The sequence below is a fragment of the Clostridium sp. ZBS15 genome (assembly GCF_023845705.1).
Classification (GTDB): Bacteria; Bacillota; Clostridia; order Clostridiales; family Clostridiaceae; genus Clostridium; species Clostridium aquiflavi.
The window spans coordinates 1-431 of sequence record NZ_JAMQHY010000158.1 but is presented as its reverse complement, the minus strand read 5'-3'; the positions used below and the strand labels follow the sequence as shown (position 1 = coordinate 431).

At 56.4% G+C, this 431-nt stretch carries 1 protein-coding gene; it reads left to right on the top strand.

The window, feature by feature from the left end; genetic code table 11:
• A partial coding sequence (locus NG904_RS16880; protein ID WP_252232882.1) for an IS66 family transposase occupies window positions 1-431 on the top strand: 431 nt, incomplete at both ends.

The following is a 431-nucleotide window of genomic DNA, read 5'->3' as shown; positions in this document are numbered from 1 at the left end:
AGAAAAGGCATCCATCCGCAGACTCATCTTGCCTGCTTCAGCGGTGTGCTGCAAGCGGATGCGTACGCCGGGTTCAACGAGCTGTATCGCAATGGTGGGATAACGGAAGCTGCCTGCTGGGCTCATGCCCGCCGAAAGATCCACGATGTGCACGTCCGCATCCCGTCAGCACTGACGGAAGAAGCCCTGGAGCAGATCGGTCAGTTGTACGCCATAGAGGCGGATATAAGGGGAATGCCGGCAGAGCAGCGGCTTGCTGAACGTCAGCGAAAAACGAAACCGTTGTTGAAATCCCTGGAAAGCTGGTTGCGTGAAAAGATGAAGTCCCTGTCGCGACACTCAGAGTTGGCGAAGGCGTTCGCGTACGCACTTAACCAGTGGCCGGCACTGACGTACTATGCGAACGATGGCTGGGTGGAAATCGACAACAA